The sequence below is a fragment of the Haloferax massiliensis genome, assembly GCF_001368915.1.
In the GTDB taxonomy this organism is placed as follows: Archaea; Halobacteriota; Halobacteria; order Halobacteriales; family Haloferacaceae; genus Haloferax; species Haloferax massiliensis.
The window spans coordinates 912,118-937,921 of record NZ_CSTE01000002.1 but is presented as its reverse complement, the minus strand read 5'-3'; the positions used below and the strand labels follow the sequence as shown (position 1 = coordinate 937,921).

Below are 25,804 nucleotides of genomic sequence, written 5' to 3'. Positions count from 1 at the left end.
CGACAACCGAGTGTATCCCATGACTGCGCGAATCGCCCCGCGTCGTTCGTCATACGGTATCAACTCGATTCGGACTCGGCGGGGTGATTCGCGCAGTCATGGGATACACTCGGTTGTCGCAAGGAGAGACCGTTTTCGAGACCCGGCGGTCGGCGTCACACCATCGAGGAGAGACGGGCGACGTAGACCAGGCTCAACAGGTGGTCGTCGACGTCGAGGTCGGCCGGTTCGTCGACGTCGGCGGAGAAGCCGAGGAGGTAGTCACGGAGCGTCTCCTCGACGCCCGGCGTGAGCCAGTCGACCGTCTGGTAGTACCGGAGGGCGTCCATCGCCCGCTTGAACCCGCCTTTGAGGACGAGGAACTCCAGCCAGTCGAAGACGACGCGCTCCGCGCCGTACTTGTCAGGCAGCGAGCGGAGATACGGCTTTTCGACGCCGTCTTCCTCGCCGCGGGACTGGTGGACGAGCAGGTGTTCGAGTTGGCTCGACCGAAGCGCCTCGGACGCTTCCTGTCGGCTCCGGTCGAAAAGCGGGTTGTCGAACCGGAACGGTCCCCGGTCGTCGAACCGGCCGTCGTCGTACCGGCTATCGTCGAACCGGCCGTCGTCGTACCGGCTATCGTCGAATCTGCCGTCGCCGTTCCGTCTGGGCCGTGGAGCGTCGCGCGCGATACGTCGGAGTTCGTCTGGGTCGTATTCGTCCGGGTCCAAGTACATAGGGTCACCTCGTTCAAGACGGCACGACCCCCGAGTTCCCCGACTCAGGGCGGCGGAGAGCGCGGGGCGCTGTCCGGTGTGTCACACGCGTTGTCGTACCGTTTCGGTGAAAGCATTCGAAGGAGGCGACATAAATCTATTCGAGCCATTATCAACGGTGATACCAAACTGTCCCGGAGTTCGAAATCCGTCGTCCTCGCCCGGCCTCGGTGTCACCGGTCGCCCACGTGGATTCGGGGCACGGTTTTGACGCGACCTGCGGGATACGGTTTCGGCACAACCGCGTCGAGAAGAGAGAGGCCCACTCAGAGGACGTGGGTACCGCTTTTCGCGCTCCGCACGCGGAGGTCGCCGGTCTCGCTGTCGAGCTCCAACGAGCGGCCGTGGGAGCCGCCGACGTCCTCGGCGACGACGTCGATGCCGAACCCGTCGAGCGTCGTTCGCGTCGCTGCGACGTTTCGGTCGCCGATACTGCCGTCGCCGTCGGCCGAAGTGAAGTCGAACATGGTGCTTCCCCCGGCGATTTTGGCGACGATTCGGTCGATGTCCGCGCCGACTGCCTGCATCTCGGCGAGCAGGAGTTCGACGCCGGTGTCGACGAACTTCGCCGGCTCGCTGCCGTCGTCCGCCTCCGGGAGCATGGCGTGTGCGAGACCGGAGATGCCCGTCTCGGGGTCGTACAGCGCGACGCCGATACAGGAGCCGAGGCCGCTCGTCGTCAGCGTGCTCTCGTCGCTGGAGACGGCGAAATCGGCGATTCCGACCTTGATTCGACCGGAGCGGGCCGCGGGTGTGTCCGTGGTGTACACTTGCATTGAGATACCTCTACGGAGGGTTCACGCGGCGGGTGAGAGCTTCCTGAGCGCCTTTCGAAGCTCCGTCTCGTCGGGGAGCGCGTAGATGTCGCAGGTGAACTCGTCGTCGTCCGTTCGGATGGTCGAGTCGATGAGGAACGCGTACTCTTGGGACTGCGCGAGGTCTGTCGCGAGCGGGTCGATGATGGCCGACCCGATGTCGTGGACGTGCTTCGGCGGCGAGATGTCGATAGTCGTTTCGAGCGCGTTGGCCCAGCCGTCGAGGAAGCCGGAGGTGGTGATGTTCCCGATCTCCTGAATCGCGCTCTGACGCATCGCCTCGTCGCCCTCCATGCCCGGCAGGAGGCTGCTGGCGATGTTCTCGGCCGACGGCTCGTCGAAGAGGATGGCGATGTAGCCGCTCGGCGTTCCGCTGAACTCCAAGACGACGCCGCGTCGGACCGCGTCAGTCAACGACATCGGCACCCCCTCGATGGGGACGAAGCTCAGCCGGCTCACCTCGACGGTCGTGTCGATACCCGTCATCGCCGTGATGTCCTCCGAGGCCTGATTCGCGCCGTCGTTTATCATCTCGGAGAAGGCGGCGAACGACTCGACCGGGAGCGCGCCGTCGTCGCCGCTCGCCTCGACGATGGTCCCGATGGACGAGGCGGTCGGCACCATGTACAGGTCGAACTCGATGGCGTTGTCCGCGGCCTCCAACTGGTTGCGGAAGACGAGGACGTGCTCGTCGTCGCCGCCGTTTTCGAACCCCTCGGCGTCGACGTGGTCGAGCGGGCCGTCGTTCTCGTCGTCGACGTAGGTCGGCGTCGTGATGTCGACGGTGGTGTCGAGGTAGTCGGCCCAGCCGTCGATGAAGCCGCCGAGCATGATGTTCGCGACCTCCTTCAGGCTGCTCTCGGCGAGTTCGCCGTCGGCGTCGGTGGCGTCGATGCCCGGCATCAACGCGTCGACCAACCGCTCTGCGGACTCGGGCGAGAACGCCAACACGGTGTGGCCGTCCAAGCCGCCCGAAAAGCCGATGTGGACGCTCACGAGGTCGCGTTCGGCGAACTCGCTTTCGACGTCCGACTTCGTCCCGAGCTCGACCTTGGTGACGTTGACGTACGTGTCGATGCCCGCGAGTGTGGTCAGAGAGCCCGCGGCTTTCTCCGCGCCCGAGTGGGCGAGCCGACTGAACGTGCGAAGCGACCGGACGTCGAGATTCATGCCTCTGCCTGAATCACGTCGGCGATGGCTTGGAGCACGTTCGGCTTCTGGAACGGTTTCGTGATGTAGCCGTCGGCCCCCGCCTCGACCGCTTCGCGCATCTTCTCTTCCTGTCCGACCGACGTGCACATGATGACCGATGCGCCGGCGTCGAGCGACTTGATTTCGGACGTCGCTTCGATGCCGTTTCGAATCGGCATCACGACGTCCATCGTGACGACATCGGGTTCGAGTTCGCGGTAGAGTTCCACCGCTTCGACCCCGTTTTCGGCCTCGCCGACGACTTCGTGTTCACCCTCTAGGAGCTGTTTGAGGAGATTCCGCATGAACGCGGAGTCGTCCACGACCAGTACCTTGCTTGCCATACCTCCAGATTTCCGAAAATCACACCATAAACCCTTCCTCCCCATTATCAAGGATGATACGTCATCGGGAGCACGCCAGACCGCCTCACGACGCGTCGACGCCGATTCTCGGAGAGCGCTCAGAGGGCGGTCGCCGTCGTCAGCGCCGACGTGGCGGGAACGAAGCGCCGGTTTCTTCGACGGCGTCGAGGAGGTCGCCGATACTGTCGTCGCGGTCGAGTCCGTTCGCGGCCGCGAGCGCCTCGACGGCCCGGCCGGGGTAGGTGACCTGCACCTCCGAGGCTAAAAGCAGGATGCCGAGCACCTCGTCGGTCGGCGTGTCGGCGCTCCCGACGGCCTCGGCGTACCACGTGAGAAACGAGTGGACGACTTCGGTCACGTCGTCGGAGACGGTCTCGTGTCGGGTGACCTCGCCGTCGACGAGCGCGGTAGTGACGAGCGCGTGATTCGCGCGGACCGCCCCGACGCGCTCGGCGAGCAAGCGGCGGGCGAGCACGGCCCGCTTTTTCGGGTCTTTCGGGAGGACGAGTTCGGGTGCGCCGGTATTGCCGTCGCCCTCACCAGCCGCCTCCGAATCGGGGTCTGCGGTCCCGTCCGATTCGGAGGGGTCACTCTCGTTGCCGGCCGCGTCGTCGACCGGCGCTGGCGGCCTGTTTTCCCCCGTCGAGATGACGTACCGGCCCGTGTCGAGCGCCGCGACGTGCTCGTCGCGACTGATATCGAGTTCGTCCGTCCCGACGACCCCCTGTTCCTCTGGGTGAGTGGGAGGACGTTCGTCCTCGTCGTCCATCGGCGGATGCTCGGTGCCGTGGCATATAATCCCATCGTCGGCGCGCGTGATAGACTCACTACTACGACTGAGAACGTGGCAGATAGACAACCAACACATTGACAAGCAGCGCGTTCTGATGAATCTCTATCTATGGAGTCTGACAGGACCCTCTCAGCGCTGGGGAACGAATACAACCCGGATATCCTCCGTGCCGCGGACGAACCCCACTCGGCACAGGAGTTCAGCGAGATGTTGGACATCCCCATTGCGACCTGTTATCGCCGGATCGAGGAACTGACGGCAGCGGGCCTCCTCGAACTGCACGACCGGGTTCTCTCCGACGAGCACCGACGGACGAACGTCTACCGCCGCGAAGTCGACGAGATCGTCGTTCGATTCGAGGGCGACGACTACACCGTCAGCGTGACCGAACGCCCGGAGGTGAAGAACAAACTCGACGACGTGTGGCGGAAGATTACGCAGGACTGAACCTGCTCCGGCTCCGGTCTTTTCTCCTACGTTTTCTGAGACGAGCGCCGATTAGTGGCTCGCGTGAGCGTGCGAAGTATCTTACCTATCGACGTACCGAACGTTCGGTATCAGTCTTGATATTGAGGGCCGTAGCGTTATGTAGGCCCTCTCCAAGTTGACGAGTGACGGTTCCCCGCTCCCCACCGAGCGTGGGACCAAACCCACGAAATTCATGTTCGAAAACATCAACGAAGACCGGGGTCAGGTCGGTATCGGGACCCTCATCGTCTTCATCGCGATGGTTCTGGTCGCCGCAATCGCGGCGGGCGTCCTCGTGAACACGGCTGGCTTCCTGCAAGCCACCGCCGAGGACGCCGGACAGCAATCTGTGAACAAGGTCACCAACCGCGTCGACGTCGTCAACGCCCACGGGCTGGTCAACCAGACCGGTGAGGAACGAACCGTTGACCAAGTCTTCCTGACGGTCCGGCTCGCGGCCGGCTCTGGGAGTGTCTCTCTCGAAGACACGACGGTGAAGTACCTGAGTGAGACGACCGCACGGACCCTCACCTACAACGACACCAACGACGCCAACGACCAAGGGGACGCCGCCAACCTGACGACCGGGGACAACTTCACGGCGGGCGTTCTCGAAGACGGTGACGGCTCCTTCGAGGTCCTCAACGAGCAGTCCGACCGCGCGGAGATCATCATCAACACCTCCACGGTCGAAGGTGCCGCCGCCAACGGGACGGCCACGGGCCAGACCGTCAAGCTCGACATCACCAGCCGCAACGGTGGCACGACGCAGGTCATCCTGACGATGCCCCAGCAGCTCGCCGGCAAGGACAACAACGACCCCATCGCACTATAGGAGATTCACATGTTCGATAACATTACTGACGACGACCGCGGTCAGGTCGGTATCGGGACTCTCATCGTCTTCATCGCGATGGTTCTGGTCGCCGCAATCGCGGCGGGCGTCCTCGTGAACACGGCTGGCTTCCTGCAAGCCACCGCCGAGGACGCCGGACAGCAGTCCGTGAACAAGGTCACCAACCGCGTCGAAGTCCTCAACACGCACGGCACGGTCGGCGGCGAAGAGGACATCGACAACATCACGCTCACCGTTCGCCTCGCCGCCGGTTCCGACGCGGTGGACATGAACGAGACCTCCATCAAGTACCTCAGCGGCGACAGCGTCGTCACCCTGACCAACCAGACGGTGACGACCGGGGACAACTCCGCGACGAACGACTCCGCGGCCGGCGTCGCAGACAGCGACGAGTTCGGTCTCACCAAGGTCACCGACGACGACGGCTCGTTCGGCGTCCTCAACAGCATGAACGACCGCTACGAGGTCACCATCGACACGGCCGCAATCGAAGACAGTAACAATAACGACGACGACCTCGTCGGCGGCCTCTCGACGGGCGAGCAGGTCAGCCTCGAAATCACCTCCCGCACGGGCGGGACGACGCAGGTCATCCTGACGATGCCCCAGCAACTCGCCGGCAAGACGCAGAGCGAACCCGTCGAACTGTAATCCGGCCCTAGCTTTCCTTCTATTTTAGCGACGCCGACTCCCGAGCGGCGGCGCTGTCGTTTGTCCGAAGTACGCGGGTCCACGGCACAACTCGGCCGGGGTGACACCGGCGGACGCCGCGTCCATTCGACGGGCAACCGCCGCGGCCGGGTCGCGGCGGTGAGAAGAGACGAACTGGAAGGAGGCGGTAGTCGATGAGACGGGCACGAACGACGTCGACGAGTGCGGCGCGTTCTCGTGTGCAAGAGAGTTTGAACGGCCAGACGTCAAAACAGGAACAGCGTCGCCGAGACTGGAGTCGCCAGCCGTCGAGTCCGACCCGTTACTCGGTCTCTTCGCCGAACCACGGCGGCGATTCGCCGACCATCGAGAACCCGGCCGCCTGCTCGTATATCTTGATACCGCCCTGTGCGATTTCCAGCGGGAACATCGAGTTCTTAATGCTCTGCTTGCGCATCTTCGCCACCCAGATGTAGCGGTTGCTCGTCGCGCCCGCGGGACTCTGGATGAGGTAGATGTTCCCGTCGGTCAGGAAGTTTTCGAGGCCGATGTCGGTCTCGGGGAAGATGGCTGACTGCTCGGTGGTCAGAAGCGAGGTGAGACCGCTGTCCTTCAGGATGTCGATGAACTTCAAGAGGTACTGGCGCTGTTCCTTCTCGTCGTCGAAAAACAGCTGGAACATCGTCAGCGAGTCGAGGACGAGCCGGTCGTAGTTGGTGTCCTGGAGGTCGCCGAGGATGCGGTCGAGCGTCGTCGAGAAGTCACCGTCGCGGAGGAGCGTCCGCTTGTCGTAGACCTGGATCTCGCCGGACTCGACGTACTCGTGCCAGCGGTCGAAACCGATTGACTCGGCCGCCTCGCGGATGTCGTCTTCCGTCTCTTCGAAGGTGAGATACAGACCGCCCTCGTCGAACTGATCGACGCCGTTGTAGAGATACTGGAGTCCGAGGATACTCTTGCCCGTCCCGGGATTGCCGCTTATGAGCACCGCGGCGTTCTTGACGATACCGCCGTTCAGGATGGAATCGAGCCCTTCGACACCGGTCTTGACTAGTTCTGTCATGATTGTGTTAAACCGTGTGTTGGCTGTCGGAGGAACCTCCGTGCCGACGCCGGATAATTCTTCTTACCGCCGCTACGGCGTCGTCTGACTTTTATTACACGTTTTCCGGCGAGAAACCCGGAACCGTTCAAATATCGGGTCTGATAACGGGACGGGAACTTTCTTGTACCGACTTACGTACCTTTGCACCAATGTTACCTGCTCCCCCGAGTCCGTCGGACCGCCCCGGCCGGTCCGCCGCTCGGCCGGGTGACAGGCCGTCGCTCCAACGAGCAACCCCGCAGACGGTGTGGAGGTGCTCGCTGCGAGCATGATGGAGTGGCAGAACGACGAAGACACGGCCGACGCCGGGGACGACACGACGGAAGGACAACACATGTCATCAGACGATGGACTTGGATTCGAGGAGGGAATCGACGACCTCTCCGACGAGTTTGGTGACTTCGGCGACGACCTCGACGACGGATTCGACGACGACGATTTCGGCGGATTCGGCGACGACAACAGCGAGGAACTCGCAGAGCTCGAAGATCGCATCGGCGAACTCGAGAACGAAGTAAGCGCCATCTCGTCGGGGATGAACACCGTCCGCGAAGAGAACAAACAGATCGGTGAGACCGTCGAAGAGCTCGACGACACGATTCGCAAACTGCTCGACATCTACGAGATGGTCACCCGCGGCATCAACCCGTTCGTCGACGACGCCCGCGAGATGGGCGGCCTCGACGGCGGCGGTTCGTTCGGACTCTTCGAGGCGGAAGCCGAGGACGAAGAGCACCTCGACCCCGAGGTGGCGAACGCCGACGCCGAGTCGTTCTTCGACGACGACTTCGGCGAACTCGACGCCGAGGAGGGCGCGAAGGAAGCGGAACTCGCCGCCGAAGACGAACTCGTGGAGGCGGAGCGCGAGAGCCCCGCTGACGCCCTCGACGAGGGCGACGACGAGGACGACGAGGCCGACGACTCGGGCGGCGCGGGCGGCGCGAGCTTCGACGACCTCAAAGAGCAGTACGAGGACGGCGGCGGCTGGGACGACGAGGACGACGCGGAGGCGGACCTCGACGACGAACTCGACGAACTCGACGACGAACTCGACGAACTCGACGACGAACTCGACGACGAACTCGACGACGAAATCGATGACGAGCTCGACGGCCTCGAAGACGAGAGCGAAGACGGGGCAGTCGACGACCTCGACCCGCTCGATTCCGAGGTAGACGACGGCGAGGAAGAGGACGACGACCCGGCCGACGAACCGCTCGACGTCGGTTCCGAAGTCGAAGACGCCGACGGCGACGTCCGCAAGACGCTCGACGAACTGGAGGCCGAGTACGCCACCGCGGCGGTGGCCAAAGACGAGCCGTCGGACGACGAGGACGAGGCGGCCGTCGAACCCGAGCCGGCCGCGTCGGTCGAAGCGTCGGACGCCTACTTGACGGGGCTCCCGTCGAACTACGTCTCCGAGGTGCTCGTGCTCGAATGGGCCGAACACCTCGTCTCCGTCGGCGGCGCGCTCGGCGCGTCGCGCGCGCTCCGCCAGTATCGGGAGCAGGACTGGATATCGCGCGCCGTCGAGAGCGAGCTGAACGCCCACGTCGGGCAGATAGCGCCGTCGGTCGAGGACGCCGACGACCACGAACTCCGCATCGACGACCACCAGACGAGCCTCGCGTACGTCTGTCGACTCGCGGAGGACGTTCCGCGGGGACAGCTGTACGAGGAACTGGTCGCCTACGGGGGGAGATTCGATGGGATTCGGTGTTAGCGGCTCGACTGCCATCATCTTCCTCGGCGTCCTCATCGCCACGGGGACGCTGTACACAGCGGCGTCCAACGCGTCGGAGAACGTGCTCGAAGCGCAGGACGCCGACGCGGAGCGGGCGCTCGAACGGACGAACACGGACATCGAAGTCACGAACGCGAGCTACGACGCGGGCAATCTCACCGTGAACCTGACGAACGTCGGCTCGGAGACGCTGTCGGTGAGCGAGACCACCCTGCTCGTCGACAACGCCTACGTCGACGTGCCGTCGGCCAACGCGACCGTCGACGGCGACGCCGCGACCGACCTCTGGTACGCCGGCGAGAACCTCAGCCTCGTGGTCGACGCCGACCCCACGCCCGCACGGGTGAAGGTCGTCACCGGAAGCGGCGTCGCCGCGACGGAGGTGGTGAGCTAGATGGCCGATATCTCCGTTCCGAGCCTCATCCTGTTTATCGCCAGTATCGTCGTCGCCGCCGGCGTCTCGGGCGTCCTCATCGACACCGTGACCGGAATCAGCAGTTCGGTCGACGAGCGCGGCGGCGACGTGAGCACGGAGATCAGAACCGACATCGAAGTCATAAGCGACCCGGAGGCGGGCGTCTACGACGGCGCGAGCGACACACTCTCGGTGTACGTCAAAAACACCGGTCTCCGGACGCTGCCGGCGACCAGCGGCGGCTTCGACATCATCGTCGGTGGACAGTATCAGACCAACGTCACGGTGAGCGTCGTCGACGGCACCGAGTGGCGGCCGAGCAACGTCGTCGAACTCACGGTGACGGACATCGCGTTGACCTCGGGCGACTACCGGATGACCGTCGTCGTCCACGGTGACGAAGAGGTGTTCGAATTCCGCGTACCATGAGCAGTCAATTCTCTCTCGGGCTATCCGGGCACGACCGTCTCGAAAAGGAACTCGGCGGCGGCATCCCAAAGGGTGCCATCGTCCTCATCGAAGGGGACTACGGCGCCGGTAAAAGCGTGTTGTCGCAGCGGTTCAGCTACGGCTTCTGCGACGAGGAAACGGTGGTGACGCTCGTCTCGACCGAGCTGGGCGTCCGCGGCTTCCTCGACCAGATGCACTCGCTTTCGTACGATATCGTCAAGCATCTGCTCGACGAGCAGATCCTGTTTCTCCAGGCCGAAATCGACAGCAGCGGCGCGCTCTCCGGCGGCAGCAGCCAGGAGGAGCGCAAACAGCTCCTCCGGCGGCTGATGGACGCCGAGACGCTCTGGGACGCCGACGTCATCATCATCGACACGTTCGACGCCATCCTGCGCAACGACCCGCAGTTCGAGGCGCTGGTCCGGCAGAACGACGAGCGGCAGGCCGCCCTCGAAATCATCTCGTTTTTCCGCGAGCTGACGACGAAGGGCAAGACCATCATCATCACCGTCGACCCGTCGTCGGTCGACGAGGGCTCCATCGGTCCGTTCCGCTCTATCGCCGACGTCTACTTCGAACTGGAGATGGTGGAGGTCGGAAACGACGTTCGGCGGAACATCTTCGTGAAGCGCTTTGCGGGGATGGGCCAGCAGGTCGGCGACCGCGTCGGCTTCTCGGTCCGGTCGGGTATCGGGCTCGTCATCGAGTCGAGGAGCGTGGCGTAGATGGCGACCGAACACGGCTCCGCCAGGCTGTCGGACGATCTCAAGCGCCTCGCGATGCAGTGGCCGCACCTCCGGGACCACCTCAAGCGGTTCCGACAGATCACAGGCGAGTTCCCGATGCTCGTCGACGAGCCGGGCGACTACGAGTCCCGGCGTCCGAACATCATCTACCCGCTGGGCGGCCCCGTGTTCTGCCAGATATACGGCAACTTCGGCGAGACGACGAAGTACTACACCATCGAACCCGAGATGGACGACGACGAACTCGACGTGTTCGCTCGGGTCAAGGACAAACTGCTCGAACGAAGCGTCTCGAAGCCGGCACCCGAGGAGAGCGCCGACTACGAAGAGCGCATCGAGGAACTGCTGTCCGAAATCGTCCACATCGAGGGCGACGACCGGGGACCGCTCGGCTCGGTGGCGAAACGACTCGACGTGGCCGGCATCGAGGTCTCTCAGACGACCTACGACAAGATTCAGTACCGGCTCGTCCGCGACATCGTCGGCCTCGGCCCGCTCGAACCCATCATGCGCGACCCGGAGAACGAGGACATTCACGTTATCGGTCCCAGTCAGGTCGACGTCGACCACGGGACCTTCGGGCTGTTGGAGACGAGCGTCGAGTTCGACGACACCGAGCAGTTCGACAACTGGCTCCGCAACATGGGCGAACGCATCGGCGACCCCGTCTCCGACGCCCACCCCATCGTCGACTCCACGCTCCCCGACGGCTCGCGTATCAACATCATCTACTCCGACGACGTGTCCCTGAAGGGGTCGTCGCTCACCATCCGTCAGGGCGACGACGTGCCGCTTTCGGTGTTCCAAATCGCCAAGTGGGGAACGCTGTCGCCCGAGTTGGCCGCGTACCTCTGGATCGCGCTGGAGAACGAACGAACCATCTTCGTGGTCGGCGAGACGGCGTCGGGCAAGACGACGACGCTCAACGCCATCCTCTCGTTCATCCCGCAGGACTCGAAGATTTACACGGCGGAGGACACCGCCGAGGTGCTTCCGCCGCACGACACGTGGCAGCAACTGCTCACCCGGGAGGGCCGCGGTTCCGACTCCGAAGTCGACATGTTCGACCTCGTCGCGGCCGCGCTCCGCTCTCGCCCCGACTACATCATCGTGGGGGAGGTCCGTGGCGAGGAGGGCCGCATGGCGTTCCAGGCGGCTCAGACCGGCCACCCGGTGATGCTGACGTTCCACGCCTCCGACATCGTCTCGATGATTCAGCGCTTTACCGGCGACCCAATCAACGTCCCCGAGACGTTCATGGACAACTGCGACATCGCGCTGTTCCAGAACCGCGTCCGCCGGGGCAACGACATCCTCCGTCGGGTGACGAGCGTCCAGGAAATCGAGGGCTACTCGAAGGAGATGGGCGGCGTCGTCACCCGCGAGGCGTTCTACTGGGACCCCGTCCAAGACGAGATCGTCTTCCAGGGGATGAACAACTCCTTCATCATGGAACAGAAGGTCGCGACGCTCCTCGGCTACGACGACACGCGGAAGATATACGACGACATCCAGTTCCGCGCCGAACTCGTCCGCCGGGCGATTCAGGAGAACGTCCTCGGCTACCACGAGGTGAACGAACTCATCGAGGACTTCCAGCGCGACGGCGTCGAGGGACTGCCGTTCGACATGGCGAGGGTGTAGTGAGATGGCAGGGGAACAGAGCGCGTCGATGCAGGCGGTGCAGGTCCGGGAGTTCATAAGCGACATCATCGAGTCGTACGAGCAGATGCCGATGGAGCTGTCGCGCTACCTGCTCGCGGTGCTCGGCCCCGCCATCGTGTTTTTCGTCCTCTCTCTGGCCGGGGCTATCGCGCTTCCGTTTCCCCTCCTCGTCCGCATCCCCGTGTTCCTCCTCGGCGTGTTGCTCCTTGGCGGGGCCGTCCTCTACCCGCGGCTCCTCGTCGAGCAGACGCGCCGCAGCCTGGAGAACCAACTTCACCTGCTCATCACGCACATGACCGTCCTCTCGACGACGAACATCGACCGCGTCGCCGTGTTCCGAACGCTCGCGCGCGAAGAGGAATACGGCGAGCTGGCGACCGAGATGAACCGCATCGTCCAGCTCGTCGACGCGTGGAACCAATCGCTCGACGACGCCTGTCAGCGGCGGGCGCGTGAGGTGCCGTCGAAGCCGCTCGCCGACTTCCTCGACAGGCTCGCGTACTCCATCAACGCCGGCCAGAGCATCGACGACTTCCTCCTCGGCGAGCAGAACGCGATGATTCAGAAGTACATCACCGTCTACGAGAGCGCGCTGGGGAATCTGGAGGTCATGAAGGACCTCTACCTCTCGATGATTCTGTCGATGACGTTCGCCATCATCAACGCCATCGTGCTCCCCATCCTGACGGGGACGGACGCGACGATGACCATCGGCGCGGTCATCGTGCTTTTCGTCTTCGTGCAGTTGGGCTTTTACTTCGTCATCCGGACGATGTCGCCGTACGACCCGCTTTGGTTCCACCAGCCAGAGTACCGGACGAAGGCGAACCGACAGATAGACATCACGCTGTACGGCGCGGTCGGCCTCTCCATCACGATGATCCTCGTACTCGCGTTGGGGACGTTCAACCTGACCGCCGTCGGCGCGACGGTCCGACCCATCATGATCGAACTCCCGATTCCGCTCCTCATCTCGACGCCGCTGACGCCGCTCGCGGTCCCGGGAATCGTCGCGCGCCGCCACGAGCGGCGCATCGGCGAGCGCGACGAGGAGTACCCCGGCTTCATCCGCGCGCTCGGGGCCTCGGAGACGGCGAAACAGAGCACGACGACGGCCGTCCTGAAGACGCTCAAGACCAAAGACTTCGGCGTCCTCTCGCGCGAGATTGCCCGGTTGTACACGCGGCTTCGGATGCGCCTCGACCCCGACCGCTCGTGGTTCTTCTTCACCGCGGAGACGAACTCCTACCTCGTCCAGAAGTTCTCCGAGATGTACAACGTCGGCCGGTCGATGGGCGGCAAGCCGAAGCTCCTCGGCGAACTCATCAGCCGCAACATGAACGAGATAATCAAGCTCCGCCGGCAGCGAAAGCAGTCGACCGTCACCCTCATCGGCGTCCTCTACGGCATCACGGCGTCCGCGTCGTTCGCCTTCTTCATCGGGCTGGAAGTCGTCGAGATTCTCGCGTCGTTCTCGACGCAGATGAACCTCGACAGCCTCCAGTTCGGGACGCTCATCTACGCCGGCGTCTACGACGTCCCTTTCATCGAGTACATGCTCACGCTCATCATCCTGTTTAACGCCCTGCTGTCGTCGCTCATGATCCGCATGGTCGACGGCGGGCACAAGGCGAACGCCTACCTCCACTTCGTGATGCTCGTCTGGGTCGGCTCGCTGATGGCGGTCGCCACCTCGTCGCTCGCAGGAGCACTGATCAGCATATGACTGACGACGGACCACAGACCCGAGATTCGATGCCAGACGCCGCAGGCGAACAGACCGCACAGGAGGCCCGTTCCCGCGCGCCCGAAGGGGGCGACGTGGCGAAAAGCGACCTCCTGCAGGCGTACCGCCGGCAGAAGTCGGAGCCGTCGGACGAACGGGAGGAAAGCGAGCGGGCGCGCTCGAAGAAACAGACGGAACGGCGGACCAGCGACGGCGAGTCCATCGTCGTCGACTTCGTCGCCAACTTCGTCGCCGGCGGCAACGCCTCGTTCGAACCCGTCAAGGGCCGCGTCCTGATGAGCCAGCGACGGCTCATCCTCGCCACGTCGAAGGCCAAGACCGTCATCCCCATCACCTCCATCTTCGACATCGCCGTGGGGCAGGTCCCACCGGAGGTCGAGGAGTTCTTCGACTACACGGTGATGGTGGGCTACATCATCGGCCGCCAGCGCCGGACGACCGTCATCGGCGGCGACCGCGAGACCATCGAGAAGTTCTCGCTGCTGCTGTTCCGCGCGGCGCTCAACGGCTCGCGCGCGCAGGTCACCCACCCGGCCCGCATCGGCGGGCGCGTCCTCGACACGGAGCGACAGCCCTCCGGCCTGCATCTCGACTACGAGGCCGTCACGTTCCCCGACGACGACGGCCCGCTCACGGAGGACGGCGAGCCGTTCCACATCGACCTCGCGAGCGTCATCTTCTTCGAGGTGCTCGAACGGACCGTCGACGGCGAAACGCGACTGGTGCTTTCGGTCCAGCACGTCAAACAGGGCCAGACGGTCACCTCCGAGATAACGCTCGACTCCCGGCGGAAGATGAACATCCTCGGCCGCTACCTCCGACTCGTCTACCACTGGATAAAGTCGGGCGTCCGCGACGTCGAGGTCACCGAACAGGGCCTCGAAGTCCTCGTCGGGCTGTACTCCGCAGGCGAGATGGCCGCAGAGGTCGACTTCAGCGAACTGCTCGGCGTCGACGAGGCGGTCCTCGACGCGGAACTGGAGAAGCTCCACGATGAGGAACTCATCGGCGACGACGAGCTCCCGACCTCGCTGACGCCGCAGGGTCGGTTCGTCGTCAACGAGGAAATCGAAGACGTGAACGTCTGAGGGCGGGCTTTTTGTCAAAAAGAGGGGTCGCCCCGTGGCCGGGGAAATTATATCAACTTCGCAACTAGTTCTGCGTCAATGCGGACGCGGACTTCGTCGCTCGTCGGGCTGGGACTCGGAAGTGCAGTCAGCTATTTCTTCGGCTTCCGACGGCCACGCGTTGGTCGGCGTCGCCCTCCTTCTCACGTACACAATCGTGGGTTTCGGAGTCGCCGCGTTCCCCGCGTACCGCTGGCGGTGGTCCGGGCCGAACGACCACTTCTGGTACACGATAGTCGGCGTCTTGAGCGCCCTCGTACCTATCTTCGCGGCGTACGGGCTATCCCTCGAACCCGGCGGGCGCGTGCGTGACATCGCTCTATCGGCCGGACTCTGGTTGGGTGGCGTCTACGGCGGCATCGCGCTCGAACGCGCCTCTCGGCGCGCCACCGACGACTGACGAGCGCGACGCGTCGCTCGGCGTTCGGCGACTGCGCCGCGAAAATCCGAGTGTCGATTACTGTTCGTTGATGGCGTCGGAGGCGATGCTGCGGCCGCGGGCGTTGAGTTGCACCTCGTGGCGCACGCGAATCTCCTCGACGACGTTGTGGTCGATGAGTCGCTGAAACAGTTCCTCGACTTCGTCCACGTCGAGGCCGAGGAAGTTCGGGATGTCGAACGGCGAGACGCCGGAGTACAGTGCCGTGAGGACCTGTTTGTCCGTCTCGCTCAGGTCGATAGAGGTCTCGGAAAGCTCCTCGCCCTCCCTGAGGAGCGTGTAGAGGAAACTGATGGCGCGGTCGGAGCCGGAGATGTACGTCTGGAGGCTCGTCCCCTCGTCGTCGGAGTGTTCGACCTCGATGACGCTCCGGTGTTCGTCGACGATGGTCCGCTCGCCCGTCTTCACGTCGCCGATGTCGTCGAGGCGGATTTCGACGAACTTGCCGCCGACGGTCGCCATGCTCACGGCCTCCGTCTCGACTTTGAGCCGAGATTTCTCCCACTCGGTGTTCTGGACGACGCCGCCGGCGACGGCGGGGTGTCGCGCGAGGAACTGCTCGGTGTTGAGGAGCGCGCCGAAGAAGTCCGTCTCGAACTCGTCGTAGTCGACGGGCGCGAGCAGGACGACGCCCGACGGGATGTGGACGCTGAAGTAGTCGGAGACGGTCGCGATGCGCTGGTTCACGTCGTACCGCCCGCCGAACTCCTGTATCTTCGAGAGCTGAATCGTCCGCTTGCCGCCGGTGCCGGCGAGGATGAGCCGCCTGTTCGAAAGCAGGATGCGGCCGCTCGTCCAGTCCACGTCGTGCATCTCCCGGCCGTTCTTGACGACCTGGAGGAACCGCCCGCGGGTGTCTCCGAGCTTTTGCTCACCGGGTTTCATCGCTCACCTCCCGACCGCGGTGTCGCTCGCGCGGTAGATGCGGAGTCGTTTCTCGACGGGGTCGAACTGCTGTCGACACGTCGGCGGGATGGTCTCTGTCATGCCGATGGTGAGGTAGCCGTCCGGCTTCATCGCGGAGCCGAGCGTCTCGAAGACGGCCCGCTTGGACTCGGCGTTGATGTAGATGAACAGGTTCCGGCAGACGACGAGGTCGAACGTCCCCGGCGGCTCCTCGCGGATGAGGTCTCGACGCTCGAAGCTGACCATGTCGGTGACGGCGTCTTTCACCCGGAAGCTGTCGTCGTCGCGGTCGACGAAGCGCTCCCAGCGCCCGATTGGGTCGAGCTGTTCGGCCACGTCGTTCGTCTCGGAGGCGCGGTACTCGCCGGCTCTGGCGGCGCGGAGAATCTCGCGTTTGATGTCCGTACCGACGATTTCGATGCGGCGCTCGTCGACGCGGTCGTCGTCGTGGGCGAGCATCGCCAGCGAGTAGGCCTCGCGGCCGTCAGAGCAGGCGGCGCTCCATACCTTGATGGGGTCGTGGCGGCTCCCCCGAGAGCTCAGGTCGCGGAGCACCTCGCGGAGCGCCTCCCACACCTCGGGGTTCCGGAAGAAGCTCGTCACGTTGACCGACAGCGCGTCCAAAAGCGCCTGCTGTTCGTCCTCGTCGTCGGTGAGGAGGTCGTGGTACGACCCGTAGTCGTCGACGCGTCGCCGCCGCATCCGCGCGGAGATTCGACGGTCGAGGTAGGCGTCGTTGTACGAACTCGTCTGGAACCGCAGCGAGTCTTCGATGTAGTCCAGGAGCCGGCCGAACGCCGGGTCGTCGGTCGACGACGAGGGCATCAGTCCGCGGCCTCCTCGGCGGTGTCCGGGAGTTGGCTCGGGTCGAACTCGCGCATCGCCTGCTCGCCGTCGGCCGGGAGCGCGAGCGTCGAGACGTCCAGAATCGGGATGACGTTCCCGTCGCCGATGACGGCCGTTCCCGACAGCCCGCCGACGCCCGACAGCGGCCCTTGCAGGGGCGTCACGACGACTTCCTCCTGTTTCGTCACGCCGTCGCAGTGGAGCGCGACCTGCCTGTCGTCGGGGCGGATGCGGACCACCATGCCGTCGTCGGGCTCGGGCGAGTCGATTTCGAGCGCCTCGCGGAGCCGAATCAGGGGGAAGATGGTCTCCTCGTGGACGATGACCTCCGCGCCGTTGACCGTCTGGACGCGGTCGCGGCGGCTTATCTCGTCGATGTACTTGATGGGGACGCCGAACTCGCGGTCTTCGACCTGGACGAAAAGCACCTTGATGATGGCGACCGACACCGGCAGGCGGATGTTGAACGTGCTCCCCTCGCCGGGTTCGCTGTCGACCGACACCGAGCCGTCGAGCGACTCGACGGTCGTCTTCACCACGTCCATGCCGACGCCGCGGCCGGAGACGTCCGTGATTTCGTCGTTGGTCGAGAATCCGGGGTGGAAGATGTAGTCGTACACCTCGCTGTCGGGCATCTGGTCCAGTTCCTCGCGGGTCGCCACGCCCTTGTCGACCGCCTTGTCGCGGACGGCGTCGGCGTCGATGCCGCTCCCGTCGTCCTCGACGGTCACGATGACGGTGTCGTGTTGGCGGCGCGCGGAGAGCCGGATGGTCCCCGTGCGGGACTTGCCGTTTTCCTCGCGCACGTCGGGTTCCTCGATACCGTGGTCGACGGCGTTCCGGAGGACGTGCATCAGCGGGTCGGAAATCTCGTCGAGGATGGTGCGGTCGAGTTCGATGTCCGCGCCCTCGACTTTGAACGAGACGCGCTTGTCCTGCTCGCGGGCGAGGTCGCGAACGAGTCGGGGGAACTTGTCGAACACCTTCTTCAGCGGGATGAGCCGCATGTCCATCACGGTGTTCTGGAGGTTCGACGATATCTTGTCCAGTTCGTCGAGCGTGTCGAGCGCGGTCGTCTGCCCCACGTCGATGGCGTTTCTGAGCTTGATGCGGCTCGTCACCAACTGCTCGACGAGCTCGTGGAGTTCGTCGAGCTGGTCGACGTCCACGCGGACGGACTTGACCGCCGAGATGGAGCGGGCCTCCTTTTTCTTCTCTTTACCGGACTCCGGTTCTTCGTCGCTCTCGGTCGGCTCGGCCTCGTCGGCGTCTCCTTCGCTCCCGTCGTCAACGCTGGGAGCGTCGTCGGACGCCGCGTCGCTGTCACTGTCGACAGCGCCGTCAGCGTCAGCGGACTGGCCGGGGCCGTCCGATGCCGGGGCGTCAACCTCCGACTCGGCCGCCGGAGTGTCGCCGGCGTCGGCGGCCTCGTCGCCGGCGGCGAGCGCGTCGGACACGTCGGTCGTCTCGACCGCGGCGACCTTCCAGAGGTCGTCGAGTTCGCTCTCGACGACCGCGGCGTCGCGCTCGGCGACGAACAGGTCGAAGCCGTCGCCGAACTCGCCGTCCTCGATGGCGTCGCGGCTGGGGTTCGCCCCGACGACGTCGAGGTCCTCGGGGATGCTACTGAGGAAGATGCCGGCGTCGACGCCCTTCATCTGGCCCGCGTCGAGTTCGACGTGGGCGTGGGTGAGCGTGGTCGCGTCGAGGGCGTCCGTGTCGACGCAGTCGGCGGCGAGCGTGTCGAGGTCGACCGACTCGCGGTCGGCCTCGTCAGACGCCGCCGTGTTCGAGTTTCCCGCGTCACCGCCGTCCTCGACGGCCGCGCGAATCTCCTCGACCGTGTCGGTCGGGTCGATGGTGGACTCGCCGTTTTCCTCGATATCGTGGAGGATCTCGACGATGAGGTCCATCCCGTCGAAGACGAGGTCCATCCGCTCGGCCGTCACGTCGAGTCGCTCGTGGCGAATCTCGTCGAGGAGGTCCTCGACGGCGTGGGCGACCGTCGCGGCGTTGTCGAAGCCCATCGCGCCGAAGTTGCCCTTCAGCGTGTGGGCCTGCCGGAAGATGTCGTCGATGGCCTCGGTGTCGTCCGGGTTCGACTCCAGCGACAGAAGCGAGTTGTTCAACTGCGTGATGCTCTCTTCGCTCTCGGTGATGAATGCTTGGTAGAGTTCTTCGTCCATGGTCAGGTAGTGAGCCCGCGGAGTGCTTCGTCTGCGATTCGTCCGTCGGCGGAGACGGTGTCGACACAGCCGGCCTCGATAGCCCGCTTCGGCATTCCGAAGATGGCGGAGGTCTCTTCGTCCTGTGCGACCGTGTGGCCGCCAGCCCGCTTGATTCGGGACATGCCCTCGACGCCGTCGCGGCCCATGCCCGTGAGCAGGACGCCGGCCAGCGGCGCGTCGACCGCCTCCGCGGCCGACGCCATCGTGAGGTCGATGGCCGGTTTGACGCCGTGGAGCGGCTCGTCGTCGGAGAGTTCGAGCCGGAGGCGTCCGGCGCGGTCGCCGGTCACGAGGAGGTGCGAGCCGCCCGGAGCGATTCGAATCTGTCCGGGGCCGATTCGCTCGCCGTCTTCGGCCTCGCGGACCTCGTAGTCACAGCGTCCGTCGAGCCGGGCCGCGAACCGCTTCGTGAAGCCGGCCGGCATGTGCTGGACGACCAGCACGCGGAGGCCGGCCTCCGCGGGGAGCGCCGCGAGCACCCGTTCGACGACGTTCGGCCCGCCCGTGGACGCGCCGATAATCAGGGTCGACCCCTCGGTCGGCAGCGATTCGGTCGCCCCGGACGCCGCCGGCGTCGCCCCCGCGGTCGTCGCCGACTTCGACTCCGTCTTCGGCGGGCGGGAGCCCCGGCGCGTCGCCGAGAGGTCGACCGCCGCGGCGGACTGAATCTTCTCGACCAGTTCCCGCTTGACGCGGGGCATCTCGGAGGTGACTTCGCCGCCCGGTTTCGTCACGAAATCGACCGCTCCGCGGTCGAGCGCTTCGAACGTCACGTCGGCGTCCTCCTCGGCGTGCGCCGAGAGCATGAGGACGGGCGTCGGACACTCCTCCATGATGGCCTCGACCGCGTCGAGGCCGTTCATCTCGGGCATCTCGATGTCCATCGTCACCACGTCCGGTCGGTTCGCCTCGACCACCGATACCGCCTCGCGGCCGTCGGCCGCCTCGGCGACGACCTCGACGTCGGCGTCTTCGAGGAGCGTGCGAATCAGCGTCCGCATGAACCGCGAGTCGTCGACGACGACCGCTCGCGTCGAGTCCGCGCCGGCGGCCGAACTCATCGCCCCCACCTCCCGGTGTGGGGACGACGGGCGCGACGGGTCGCCGAGCAGGCCCCCCGTCGAGGGGTCGGTGGATTGTTTCGTGTGCCGTTTCGTAGACCGCTCATCTACCCCGAGGTTCGGAAATCGGGTATATAAACACTCGGCGAGGATAATCACGGCTGATAATCGGGTACGTACCTTTATACGCTGAATCTGACCACTCTGAAGCGATCAGGTGGCGGCGTCCGTCGCCGCCGGGGTTGACCATGCGACAAGATGCAATCACGACCGAGATGAGCGCGGACGAGACCGACGCGGAGGACTCCGCCGAAGAAGTACAGGTGCTGGAATTCCAACTCGGCCCGGAGACGTACTGCGTCGACATCGAGTACGTGAGCGAAATCGTCGACAAGGGCCAGCTCACGGCGGTGCCGAACGCGCCGGACTACGTCGAGGGCGTGATGGACCTCCGCGGCCGGACCACGTCCATCATCAACCCGAAATCGCTCCTCAGCATCGACGCCGAGGGCGAGTCCAAGCGCATCGTCATCTTCGACCCGAACAAGTTCGAAGACGAGGCGGCGACCGGCTGGCTCGTCGACGAGGTGTATCAGGTCGTGCGCGTCTCGATGGACGACGTGGAGGACCCGCCGCTCGAAAAGGACGACTCCATCGAGGGCGTCATCAAGCGCGACGGCGACCTCGTCGTCTGGATTTCGCCGGTGCACGCCATCGAGTAAGGCGGTTCGACGACCGGCCCCGCTTTCGTTTTCGAGAACCTAATCGGCGAGCGACTGCTCTCCCGCCGCGACGCCCCGCCCGCCGCTGAGCAACACGACGACGAGCGCGCAGCCCACGACGACGCCCGCGAGACCGAACGCGGCGACGTAGCCGGCGGCGTCGGCGACGAAGCCGCCGAGCGCAGAGCCGACCCCGCCGCCGAGGCTCGAAAGCGCCGTGTACGCGCCGAGGGCCTCCCCGCGAATCCGGTCGGGCGCGAGCCGCGTCACCAGCCCCGTCGCCGTCACCGCGATGACCGCCCACGTGACGCCGATGACGAGGAACGTCGCGCCGAGCGCCACGAGACCGGCGAGCGCGGCGACCTGCGTGCCGACGACGGCGACCGCCGGGAAGGCGAGGCCGCGGGTCGCCAGCGCGCCGGCTTGGAGCCGCCGGGGGTCGTGTCGCGCCGCGAACGCGCCGACCTTCGCGTAGCTCACCGCCGACCCGAGACTCGAAAGCACGAACAGGGCAAACACCTCGTCGGCGGTCCGCCCGGAGCCGACGAGGTACGCGGGCAGGGGCCCGAAGAAGACCGAGAAGCCGACGAAAAACAGCGTCGCGGCCGCGAGGTACCGGAGGAGTTCGGGGCTCATCCGCTCGCGGAGGTCGTCGATATCGAGGCTGTGGAGCGCCCAGTAGAGCCGCGAGGGGCCGTACGGGACCGCGCGGACCGAGCGCCCGACGAGGCCGCTCTGCCGGCGGATACCGGCCGAGACGCGGGCGAACCGCCGCGCCGACAGCGTCGAGCGCTCGGGGTACCAGACGCGGACGAGGACGGCACCGAGGGCGGCGGCGACCGCGGCCGCGACGAGGAACCGCCGCTGGACGGCGAGCGCGTCGAGGCCGAACAGCCGCGGGGCCAGCGCCGACCAGACCGCGCCGACGACGAGGCCGCCGAGCCAGCCGTAGCCCTGATAGTGGTTGAGGACGCCGAAGCGGCGGTCCCACTCCTTCGAGGGGACGCCCTCGACGACGATGAGGTTCAACACCGGCGCGGCCGCGGCGACGACGAACCACAGGAGAGCGTTGGCGACGAGGACCGCGGCCGGCGACGACACGGCCGCGGTGAGAGAGAGCGCGCCGGCGGTCGCCGCGAGCGCGACGAGGATGAACGGCCGTCTGCGCTTCGCGCGGGCCGCCAGCCGACCCCAGAGCACCGCCCCCGGCGCGCCGGCGAAGGCCGCGGTTGCCGCGATGAGACCGACGAACAGCGCGTTCGCCCCCAGTTCGATGGCGTACAGCGGGACGACGAGCGACGACGCGCCCACCGCGGCGTAGCCCAGCGCCCAGCCGAACAGCCATCGGTCGCGATTCCCCGCGTTCGAACGCCCGTGTCGGTCGGTCACGTGTCACGAATGAAACCGGTGAAACAAAGTCGTTGCTCCCCGAACGCGCGCGAAAAGCAGGACATATATAGTCTGAACAAAATCCTCGGACAACCATGCTCGGGAGCGCACCACCGCATACGGGGGGATGGTCGTGACGGACGACTCCTCTCCCTCCTCGTTCGTGCAGTACGGTATCGACGACAAACCACCTCTTCCGACCGCTCTCCTTCTCGGCGCCCAACACTATCTCACGATGGTGGGCGCGAACATCGCCGTCCCCCTCATCCTCGCCGGAGCCCTCGGCATGCCAGCCGACGTGGTGCCGCGGTTCGTCGGGACGTTCTTCGTCGTCTCCGGCATCGCGACGCTGATGCAGACGACGTTCGGGAACCGCTACCCAATCGTGCAGGGCGCGCCGTTCTCGATGCTCGCGCCCGCGCTCGCCGTCATCGGCGTGGCGACGGCGGCCGACCAGTCGGGCGTCGCGTGGCAGAGCGCGCTCTTACAACTGCAGGGCGCGATTATCGTCGCGGCAATCGTCGAGGTGTTCGTCGGCTACTTCGGCCTGCTCGGACGCCTCCGGAAGTTCATCTCGCCGGTCGTCATCGCGCCGACCATCGCGCTCATCGGGCTGTCGCTTTTCAACGCCCCGCAGGTCGCGTCCGCCACGAACAACTGGTGGCTCCTCGGCCTGACGCTCGCGCTCATCGTCCTGTTCTCGCAGTACCTCGACACCGCGCACCCGGCGTTCAAGCTGTTCCCGGTGCTGCTCGGCGTCATCGTCTCGTACGTCGTCGCCGCCGGCCTCTCGGTCGCGGGGGTCATCGCCCCCGGCGCGGCGGGCTACGTGAACCTCCAGACGGTCATCGAGGCCCCGGCGCTCATGCCCATCTACCCCCTGCAGTGGGGCTTCGCGGGCGGCGCGGGGACGACGGCCGTTTCGCTCCCCGTCGTGGGGTCGGTCGCGTTCGGCATCCCGCAGTTCACGACCTCCTTCATCATCGGGATGCTCGCGGGCGTCGCGGCCTCGATGGTCGAATCGTTCGGCGACTACCACGCCGTCGCCCGGCTCTCGGGCGTCGGCGCGCCCTCCGAGCGCCGCATCAACCACGGCATCGGTATGGAGGGCGTGATGAACGTCTTCTCGGCCGTCATGGGCGGTAGCGGCTCGACCTCCTACTCCGAGAACATCGGCGCGATCGGCCTCACGGGCGTGGCCTCCCGCTACGTCGTCCAAATCGGTGCCGCCGTGATGCTCGTCATGGGCTTCGTCGGCTACTTCGGCCAGCTCATCGCGACGATTCCCGACCCCATCGTCGGCGGCCTCTACGTCGCCATGTTCGGCCAAATCGTCGCCGTCGGCCTCTCGAACCTGAAGTACGTCGACCTCGACTCCTCCCGGAACGTGTTCATCGTCGGCGTCGCCATGTTCGCCGGCCTCGCCGTCCCCGCCTACATGGGGAACGTCGGGAGCGCGGCGGCGTTCCGCGAGGGGATGCGGCAGGTCGCGCTCGTCGGCCCCGTCCTCGGGACGCAACTCGTCGCCGACACCGTCTTCGTCATCGGCTCGACCGGCATGGCCGTCGGCGGCCTCATCGCGTTCTTCTTCGACAACACCATCGCGGGCACCCGCGCCGAGCGCGGCCTCGAAGAGTGGGAAGACACCGTCGAAGACGACAGCGACTTCGAGTCGGCGCTGGACCGCTTCCGCGGCGACGAGTCGGCGACGGCCGACTGAGCCGACCGACGCGCAAACTTTTCGGGGCGCCTAAAAATCGATGCGTTTTTCTATAGTTAGGCGTGCCTAAAACTATGAACTACAGCAGACGGCGTCTCTTGCAGACGACGGGACTCGCAGTCGCGACCGCCGGGCTCGCGGGCTGTAACGGCCAATCGACCGATGACACGACCGCCGCTGAGACCGAATCGGAAACGGAAACCGCGGCGGAAACGGCCACCGAGGAAGCCGAGTCGTCGGTGAGCGTCGACGCCACGGTCGCCGTCGCGGCCGAGTGGAACGCGATGCGCGCCCGGCTCTCCGACACCGTCGCGCTGGCCGCCGCGGGGCGACTGGGCACCGCCGCCCGCGTCGCCGGCGACGTGTTCGCCCGCTTCGAGCGGTCTTCGGGCGAGTGGGGCGCACACGAGCAGTTGGAGGCGACGAACGAGCGGAACTACGAGACGTTCGAATCGCACCTCGGCGGCGCGAGAGAGGCGTACGCCGCCGGCGACGCCGGGCGGGGTTCGGACCTCGCGGTGCAGGCGGCCGACAACCTGCTGGCGGCCCAGCGCGGCCGCGTCGACGCCGCCGTGGTCGACGCGCTGGACGTCCTGCTGTTCGGCGCTCGCGTCCGCGACGCCGGCCTGCTCGCCGCGGCCGGCGAGGTCGACGCCGCGGCGGAACTGGCGTCCGCGGTCTACGAGGACTTCGAGGACGCGCCCGCCCACTCGGCGCTTGAGTCCGCCTCCGGGGAACTGTACGAGACCTTCGAGGCGGCCGTCGAGGGCGCGGCCGACGCCGGCGACGCCGAGACGCTCGCCGCCTCGGCCCGGACCGCCGCCCACGCGACGGTCGACGCGAGCTACGAACTCGCCCCCGAGACGGTCGCGGGCGCGGGACACCTCGCGCTCATGCAGGCGGTCGGCTTCGACGCCGAGGTGCTGGCCGGGCTCGGCGGTCCCGGCGACGAGTTCGCCCACGCGGCCGCGCTGTCGCTCTACCGCGCCCGCGCCGCCGACGTGCCCCGACTGGTCGCCGCGGGCGAGGCCGACTTCGCCGCGACGGTGGCGAGCGACGTGTTCGCCCACTTCGAGGGCGCGCGGGCCCACGAGGCCTTAGAGGAGGCCGACCACGACGCCTACGAGGGCTTCGAGGGCGGGCTGGAGTCGCTGACCGAGGCCGCCGAGTCGGGCGACGCCGCGGCGGCCGAGGAGGCGGTGGCGACGGTCGACGAGAACCTGCTCGCGGGAATCTCGGCGCTCGTCGGCGGCGAGGCCGCGACGGTGCTCGAAGCGGCGTTCTTCCGCGCTCGCCTCGGCGACGCCCGCGAACTGGTCGCCGTCGGCGAGACGGACCGCGCCGCCGCGGTCGGCGAATCCCTCTTCGCCCGGTTCGAGGAGAACGAGGCGAACCTCCACGAGTCGGTCGAAGAGGAGTCCGAGGAGCTCTACCACCGCTTCGAAGAGGAGCACCTCGCGGGGCTCGTCGAGGACGCGGCCGCCGGGAACGCCGACGCCGCCGCGGCCCACGCCGAGGGCGCGATGGACGCGCTGTTCGAGTTCGAGGCGGCCGTCGGCGCGACCGCCGAGGTGTCGGCCGCCGAGGCCGCGTTCTTCGG

The 25,804-nt window shown here is 66.0% G+C and carries 25 protein-coding genes; 14 read left to right on the top strand and 11 right to left on the bottom strand.

What is annotated here, in order from left to right; all coding sequences use genetic code 11:
• Positions 1-155: 155 nt before the first annotated feature.
• The 5 genes from BN996_RS08795 to BN996_RS08775 form a co-directional block, all read right to left on the bottom strand.
• The gene (locus BN996_RS08795) at positions 156-716 is read right to left on the bottom strand and encodes a FlaD/FlaE family flagellar protein (protein ID WP_089778316.1); all 561 of its coding nucleotides are present in this window, start codon (positions 714-716) and stop codon (positions 156-158) included.
• A 305-nt stretch (positions 717-1,021) separates the two neighbouring features.
• Complete coding sequence (locus BN996_RS08790; RefSeq protein WP_089778314.1) at positions 1,022-1,531, bottom strand: chemotaxis protein CheD; 510 nt, start codon at positions 1,529-1,531, stop codon at positions 1,022-1,024.
• Between the two features lie 21 nt (positions 1,532-1,552).
• The gene (locus tag BN996_RS08785; RefSeq protein ID WP_089778312.1) at positions 1,553-2,740 is read right to left on the bottom strand and encodes a chemotaxis protein CheC; all 1,188 of its coding nucleotides are present in this window, start codon (positions 2,738-2,740) and stop codon (positions 1,553-1,555) included.
• Positions 2,737-3,105 (bottom strand): chemotaxis protein CheY, encoded by a 369-nt coding sequence (cheY, locus tag BN996_RS08780; RefSeq protein WP_004043735.1) that lies wholly within the window; start codon positions 3,103-3,105, stop codon positions 2,737-2,739. Before cheY ends, BN996_RS08785 begins: the two co-directional genes overlap by 4 nt.
• A gap of 139 nt (positions 3,106-3,244) precedes the next feature.
• Positions 3,245-3,895 (bottom strand): DUF7500 family protein, encoded by a 651-nt coding sequence (locus BN996_RS08775; RefSeq protein ID WP_042662083.1) that lies wholly within the window; start codon positions 3,893-3,895, stop codon positions 3,245-3,247.
• A 132-nt stretch (positions 3,896-4,027) separates the two neighbouring features.
• Between BN996_RS08775 and BN996_RS08770 the strand changes: the two genes are divergently transcribed.
• The 3 genes from BN996_RS08770 to flgA2 all read left to right on the top strand — a co-directional run bounded on the left by BN996_RS08770 (position 4,028) and on the right by flgA2 (position 5,894).
• Positions 4,028-4,366: an ArsR/SmtB family transcription factor gene (locus BN996_RS08770; RefSeq protein WP_004043733.1), complete on the top strand. Its 339-nt coding sequence runs from the start codon at positions 4,028-4,030 to the stop codon at positions 4,364-4,366.
• A gap of 214 nt (positions 4,367-4,580) precedes the next feature.
• Positions 4,581-5,222, top strand: coding sequence for an archaellin A1 (gene flgA1 / locus BN996_RS08765; protein ID WP_042662084.1), 642 nt, complete (start codon positions 4,581-4,583; stop codon positions 5,220-5,222).
• 9 nt (positions 5,223-5,231) lie between these two features.
• Positions 5,232-5,894: an archaellin A2 gene (gene flgA2, locus BN996_RS08760; protein WP_089778310.1), complete on the top strand. Its 663-nt coding sequence runs from the start codon at positions 5,232-5,234 to the stop codon at positions 5,892-5,894.
• A gap of 322 nt (positions 5,895-6,216) precedes the next feature.
• Here flgA2 and BN996_RS08755 read toward each other — a convergent pair whose 3' ends face one another.
• Complete coding sequence (locus tag BN996_RS08755) at positions 6,217-6,957, bottom strand: RAD55 family ATPase (protein WP_089778308.1); 741 nt, start codon at positions 6,955-6,957, stop codon at positions 6,217-6,219.
• Between the two features lie 295 nt (positions 6,958-7,252).
• On the opposite strand from BN996_RS08755, the gene BN996_RS08750 reads away from it, so the two are divergent.
• The 8 genes from BN996_RS08750 to BN996_RS08715 all read left to right on the top strand — a co-directional run bounded on the left by BN996_RS08750 (position 7,253) and on the right by BN996_RS08715 (position 15,293).
• Positions 7,253-8,722, top strand: a complete 1,470-nt coding sequence (locus tag BN996_RS08750; protein WP_193310950.1) for a flagella accessory protein C — start codon at positions 7,253-7,255, stop codon at positions 8,720-8,722.
• Entirely contained in the window at positions 8,706-9,137 is a 432-nt protein-coding gene (locus tag BN996_RS08745) for an archaellum stator protein ArlF (RefSeq protein ID WP_089778306.1), read from the top strand. The genes BN996_RS08750 and BN996_RS08745 overlap by 17 nt, the downstream gene beginning before the upstream one ends.
• Entirely contained in the window at positions 9,138-9,587 is a 450-nt protein-coding gene (locus BN996_RS08740) for an archaellum stator protein ArlG (protein WP_089778303.1), read from the top strand. It abuts the gene before it with no gap.
• Positions 9,584-10,333 (top strand): archaellum protein ArlH, encoded by a 750-nt coding sequence (locus BN996_RS08735; RefSeq protein ID WP_042662089.1) that lies wholly within the window; start codon positions 9,584-9,586, stop codon positions 10,331-10,333. Before BN996_RS08740 ends, BN996_RS08735 begins: the two co-directional genes overlap by 4 nt.
• A complete protein-coding gene (locus tag BN996_RS08730) occupies positions 10,334-11,998 on the top strand; it encodes a type II/IV secretion system ATPase subunit (protein ID WP_089778301.1) in 1,665 nt (554 codons plus the stop codon). It begins immediately after the preceding gene.
• Positions 11,999-12,002: 4 nt separating this feature from the next.
• The gene (flaJ, locus tag BN996_RS08725; RefSeq protein WP_089778299.1) at positions 12,003-13,745 is read left to right on the top strand and encodes an archaellar assembly protein FlaJ; all 1,743 of its coding nucleotides are present in this window, start codon (positions 12,003-12,005) and stop codon (positions 13,743-13,745) included.
• Positions 13,746-13,840: 95 nt separating this feature from the next.
• Positions 13,841-14,854, top strand: coding sequence for a CheF family chemotaxis protein (locus tag BN996_RS08720; RefSeq protein ID WP_193310949.1), 1,014 nt, complete (start codon positions 13,841-13,843; stop codon positions 14,852-14,854).
• A 196-nt stretch (positions 14,855-15,050) separates the two neighbouring features.
• A complete protein-coding gene (locus BN996_RS08715) occupies positions 15,051-15,293 on the top strand; it encodes a hypothetical protein (RefSeq protein WP_226908726.1) in 243 nt (80 codons plus the stop codon).
• A 57-nt stretch (positions 15,294-15,350) separates the two neighbouring features.
• Here the strand turns inward: BN996_RS08715 and BN996_RS08710 are convergent, their stop codons facing one another.
• The 4 genes from BN996_RS08710 to BN996_RS08695 are packed head-to-tail and all read right to left on the bottom strand — an operon-like array spanning position 15,351 to position 20,373.
• The gene (locus tag BN996_RS08710) at positions 15,351-16,217 is read right to left on the bottom strand and encodes a CheF family chemotaxis protein (protein ID WP_004970794.1); all 867 of its coding nucleotides are present in this window, start codon (positions 16,215-16,217) and stop codon (positions 15,351-15,353) included.
• Positions 16,218-16,220: 3 nt separating this feature from the next.
• Positions 16,221-17,063: a CheR family methyltransferase gene (locus BN996_RS08705; RefSeq protein WP_089778295.1), complete on the bottom strand. Its 843-nt coding sequence runs from the start codon at positions 17,061-17,063 to the stop codon at positions 16,221-16,223.
• A complete protein-coding gene (locus BN996_RS08700) occupies positions 17,063-19,270 on the bottom strand; it encodes a chemotaxis protein CheA (protein ID WP_089778294.1) in 2,208 nt (735 codons plus the stop codon). Before BN996_RS08700 ends, BN996_RS08705 begins: the two co-directional genes overlap by 1 nt.
• A gap of 2 nt (positions 19,271-19,272) precedes the next feature.
• Positions 19,273-20,373 carry a protein-glutamate methylesterase/protein-glutamine glutaminase gene (locus BN996_RS08695; protein ID WP_193310932.1) on the bottom strand — a complete coding sequence of 367 codons (1,101 nt, stop codon included), beginning with the start codon at positions 20,371-20,373 and terminating at the stop codon, positions 19,273-19,275.
• 248 nt (positions 20,374-20,621) lie between these two features.
• Here BN996_RS08695 and BN996_RS08690 point away from each other — a divergent pair, with 248 nt between their 5' ends.
• The gene (locus tag BN996_RS08690) at positions 20,622-21,095 is read left to right on the top strand and encodes a chemotaxis protein CheW (protein ID WP_089778290.1); all 474 of its coding nucleotides are present in this window, start codon (positions 20,622-20,624) and stop codon (positions 21,093-21,095) included.
• A gap of 39 nt (positions 21,096-21,134) precedes the next feature.
• On the opposite strand, the gene BN996_RS08685 is transcribed toward BN996_RS08690, so the two are convergent.
• Entirely contained in the window at positions 21,135-22,484 is a 1,350-nt protein-coding gene (locus tag BN996_RS08685) for an MFS transporter (RefSeq protein ID WP_089778288.1), read from the bottom strand.
• 127 nt (positions 22,485-22,611) lie between these two features.
• Here BN996_RS08685 and BN996_RS08680 point away from each other — a divergent pair, with 127 nt between their 5' ends.
• Together BN996_RS08680 and BN996_RS08675 are read left to right on the top strand one after the other, a co-directional pair.
• A complete protein-coding gene (locus BN996_RS08680) occupies positions 22,612-24,204 on the top strand; it encodes a uracil-xanthine permease family protein (protein WP_089778286.1) in 1,593 nt (530 codons plus the stop codon).
• Positions 24,205-24,278: 74 nt separating this feature from the next.
• On the top strand, positions 24,279-25,804 hold a 1,526-nt coding region (locus BN996_RS08675), incomplete at its 3' end, for a DUF5059 domain-containing protein (protein ID WP_139043128.1).

Excerpts from the sequence above, each read along its gene's own strand:
- BN996_RS08795 (WP_089778316.1), bottom strand. The coding sequence starts at position 716 with ATGTACTTGGACCCGGACGAATACGACCCAGACGAACTCCGACGTATC.
- BN996_RS08790 (WP_089778314.1), bottom strand. The coding sequence starts at position 1,531 with ATGCAAGTGTACACCACGGACACACCCGCGGCCCGCTCCGGTCGAATC.
- BN996_RS08785 (WP_089778312.1), bottom strand. The coding sequence starts at position 2,740 with ATGAATCTCGACGTCCGGTCGCTTCGCACGTTCAGTCGGCTCGCCCAC.
- cheY (WP_004043735.1), bottom strand. The coding sequence starts at position 3,105 with ATGGCAAGCAAGGTACTGGTCGTGGACGACTCCGCGTTCATGCGGAAT.
- BN996_RS08775 (WP_042662083.1), bottom strand. The coding sequence starts at position 3,895 with ATGGACGACGAGGACGAACGTCCTCCCACTCACCCAGAGGAACAGGGG.
- BN996_RS08770 (WP_004043733.1), top strand. The coding sequence starts at position 4,028 with ATGGAGTCTGACAGGACCCTCTCAGCGCTGGGGAACGAATACAACCCG.
- flgA1 (WP_042662084.1), top strand. The coding sequence starts at position 4,581 with ATGTTCGAAAACATCAACGAAGACCGGGGTCAGGTCGGTATCGGGACC.
- flgA2 (WP_089778310.1), top strand. The coding sequence starts at position 5,232 with ATGTTCGATAACATTACTGACGACGACCGCGGTCAGGTCGGTATCGGG.
- BN996_RS08755 (WP_089778308.1), bottom strand. The coding sequence starts at position 6,957 with ATGACAGAACTAGTCAAGACCGGTGTCGAAGGGCTCGATTCCATCCTG.
- BN996_RS08745 (WP_089778306.1), top strand. The coding sequence starts at position 8,706 with ATGGGATTCGGTGTTAGCGGCTCGACTGCCATCATCTTCCTCGGCGTC.
- BN996_RS08740 (WP_089778303.1), top strand. The coding sequence starts at position 9,138 with ATGGCCGATATCTCCGTTCCGAGCCTCATCCTGTTTATCGCCAGTATC.
- BN996_RS08735 (WP_042662089.1), top strand. The coding sequence starts at position 9,584 with ATGAGCAGTCAATTCTCTCTCGGGCTATCCGGGCACGACCGTCTCGAA.
- BN996_RS08730 (WP_089778301.1), top strand. The coding sequence starts at position 10,334 with ATGGCGACCGAACACGGCTCCGCCAGGCTGTCGGACGATCTCAAGCGC.
- flaJ (WP_089778299.1), top strand. The coding sequence starts at position 12,003 with ATGGCAGGGGAACAGAGCGCGTCGATGCAGGCGGTGCAGGTCCGGGAG.
- BN996_RS08710 (WP_004970794.1), bottom strand. The coding sequence starts at position 16,217 with ATGAAACCCGGTGAGCAAAAGCTCGGAGACACCCGCGGGCGGTTCCTC.
- BN996_RS08705 (WP_089778295.1), bottom strand. The coding sequence starts at position 17,063 with ATGCCCTCGTCGTCGACCGACGACCCGGCGTTCGGCCGGCTCCTGGAC.
- BN996_RS08700 (WP_089778294.1), bottom strand. The coding sequence starts at position 19,270 with ATGGACGAAGAACTCTACCAAGCATTCATCACCGAGAGCGAAGAGAGC.
- BN996_RS08695 (WP_193310932.1), bottom strand. The coding sequence starts at position 20,373 with ATGAGTTCGGCCGCCGGCGCGGACTCGACGCGAGCGGTCGTCGTCGAC.
- BN996_RS08690 (WP_089778290.1), top strand. The coding sequence starts at position 20,622 with ATGCGACAAGATGCAATCACGACCGAGATGAGCGCGGACGAGACCGAC.
- BN996_RS08680 (WP_089778286.1), top strand. The coding sequence starts at position 22,612 with ATGGTCGTGACGGACGACTCCTCTCCCTCCTCGTTCGTGCAGTACGGT.